Consider the following 2,368-nt stretch of genomic DNA (forward strand, 5'->3'; position numbering starts at 1 on the left):
GTCGCCGTCGTACAGATCACCCGCCGCGAGCTGCCCGATTTCGAGGAATGGCGAGCCCGGATCGAGCAGGCGCTCGACGCGCTCTCGTGGAAGAAGTTTGCCGCGCGAAACGTGGCGTTCACGCGATTTTTCGGTTCCGCCCAACGCCGCCTTGGCGACGTCGGCGCGAAGCTTTTCGGCGAGCGCGCGATTATGCGCCGCGCGCGCCTTGGCCTCGTCGCTATCGAGGTCGATCTTACTGTCCAGTCTGGGTCCGCTCATCGATCGATCTCATAAAGTTGATAGGCGGGGCCGCTGTCGGTTTGCTCGCCGACGCCGATCACGATCGCGTCGTTGAGCCACGCATAGCGCGCATCGCCGGTTTCGAATTTGGCGACTGTCTGGAGCGAAAAATCGGCCGCGTCGACTGGCAAACCCGCGACGAAGCGCTGCAGCGTGGCCGCCGCACCGAGGAAGCGGCCCTGATAAGTCAGCCCGAGCGTCGCGCCGTCATCGGACTGCAGCGTCAGGCGAACGTCGATCGTCGAATTGCCATCGGTGCGGCGCGTGACCCAATCGCTGCCGCCGGGCAGCACGGTGCCCGACAATCGCTCCCCCGCGAACGTCCCGCCCGACACCGGCGCGACCAGGCGATGGCCCGCAGGCGTGTCGCCGATCGCGACGATCGCAGCGAGATCGACATTCAGGCTGAGTGTGGTCAGGTGACGATGGGGCAAGCTTTTCATCGTGTGACGCGCTAGCATGGCCTCACGCTGGCGCAAAGACGATGGAGAGCGACCATGGACATCATCGCCAATCGGCCAAAGCCATCGGTTCAGGACGTGCTTGCGGGCGATGTGAACCCGGCGCCGAGGGTGTTGATCGGCGAGTCGCCCGCAACTGGTCAGAGTGACGCCGATGTTCCGATTGAGCGCTATTTCGGCCGCGCGTGGCATGAGCGCGAGATCGAGCAAATCTGGCGCAAGACTTGGCAACTCGCCTGCCGGGTCGAGGACATTCCGAATTCCGGCGACCAGATCAATTACGACATCGTTCACGACAGCTTGCTGATCGTCCGCACCGGCGACGGGTCGATCAAGGCCTACATCAACGCTTGCCTCCACCGCGGCACGATGCTGCGCACCGAGGTCGGCAATGCGCCGCGCATCCAATGCCCGTTCCACGGCTGGACATGGACGCTCGACGGCGAGCTACGCGTGATCCCCGGCAAATGGGATTTCCCGCAGGTCGACAAGGCCAAGATGTGCCTGCCCGAGGTCAAGGTCGGGACGTGGGGCGGGTTCGTGTTCGTCAACATGGACCCCGACTGCGAACCGCTCGACAGCTACCTCGAAAACCTCCCCGAGCATTTCGACGGGTTTGCGCTTGAGAATCGCTACAAGGCGGCGCACGTCGCCAAGATCATGCCGTGCAACTGGAAGCTGGCGCTCGAGGCGTTCATCGAAGCCTATCACGTGCCGTTGGCGCACCCGCAGGTGCTTGGCTATTATGGCGACAGCAACACCCAATATGACGTGTGGGCCGGGGTGCGCCACGTCAGCCGGATGATCAGCGTGCAGGGCGTTCCCTCGCCCTCGGTCGCGGCGGTGACGCGCGAAGAGACGATCGAGCAGATGCGGCGCGACGTGCCGTTCTTCGGCGGTGCGGAAATCGCTTGCGGCGTAGGCGAAACCGCGCGCGCTAAGCTCGCCCAGCGCAGCCGCGAAAAGATATCGCGCTCATCGGGCACCGACATGTCAGGGCTGTCGGACAGCGAAGCGCTCGACCTGATCGAATATCTGCTGTTTCCCAACATGGTGCCGTGGGGCGGGCAGGCGCTGCCGATCACCTATCGCTTTCGCCCCAATGGCGACGACCCCGAAAGCAGCATCATGGAAATCATGTTCCTGTTCGCCAAGGCCCCCGACGGAACGCACCCGCCCGCCGCGCCGATGCGGATGTTGCGCGCCGACCAGGACTGGAAGGATGCGCCCGAACTAGGCTCAGCCGCGATGGTCGCCGACCAAGACAGCGAAAACCTCCGCCGCATCCAGAAAGGGCTGCGCGCCACCCGCAAACCTGGCGCGACCTTGGCCCGATATCAGGAAAGCCGGATCCGCCATTTCCACGAGACGCTCGACTCCTACATGGACAAGTGATTGGCTTTGCGCGTTATGCTCCGATGATCTCGCGGCCGATCAGCATCCGGCGGATCTCGTTGGTGCCGGCGCCGATGTCGAGCAATTTGGCGTCGCGCATGAAGCGTTCGACCGGCCAGTCCTTGGTGTAGCCAGCACCGCCGAGCGCCTGGACCGCCTCACCCGCGACCTTGAACGCCGACTCCGACGCCAGCAGGATAGCGCCCGCCGCGTCGAACCGCGTGGTCTTG

Annotated in this window: 3 protein-coding genes and 1 pseudogene; 1 reads left to right on the forward strand and 3 read right to left on the reverse strand. The window is 64.3% G+C overall.

Going from position 1 to position 2,368, the window contains the following annotated elements; genetic code table 11:
• Together RMN73_RS02500 and RMN73_RS02505 are read right to left on the reverse strand one after the other, a co-directional pair.
• Positions 1–261: pseudogene (locus tag RMN73_RS02500) on the reverse strand (methylcrotonoyl-CoA carboxylase); the annotation flags it as partial.
• Positions 258–725, reverse strand: a complete 468-nt coding sequence (locus RMN73_RS02505; RefSeq protein ID WP_309601741.1) for a DUF3237 domain-containing protein — start codon at positions 723–725, stop codon at positions 258–260. The pseudogene RMN73_RS02500 and the gene RMN73_RS02505, both read right to left, overlap by 4 nt.
• A gap of 54 nt (positions 726–779) precedes the next feature.
• Between RMN73_RS02505 and RMN73_RS02510 the strand changes: the two genes are divergently transcribed.
• On the forward strand, positions 780–2,138 hold the full coding sequence (locus RMN73_RS02510) for an aromatic ring-hydroxylating dioxygenase subunit alpha (RefSeq protein WP_309601742.1): 1,359 nt from the start codon (positions 780–782) through the stop codon (positions 2,136–2,138).
• Positions 2,139–2,151: 13 nt separating this feature from the next.
• Here the strand turns inward: RMN73_RS02510 and RMN73_RS02515 are convergent.
• A partial coding sequence (locus RMN73_RS02515; protein WP_309601743.1) for an acyl-CoA dehydrogenase family protein occupies positions 2,152–2,368 on the reverse strand: 217 nt, incomplete at its 5' end.

The sequence above is a fragment of the Sphingomonas sp. genome (assembly GCF_031372575.1).
Lineage (GTDB): Bacteria > Pseudomonadota > Alphaproteobacteria > Sphingomonadales > Sphingomonadaceae > Sphingomicrobium.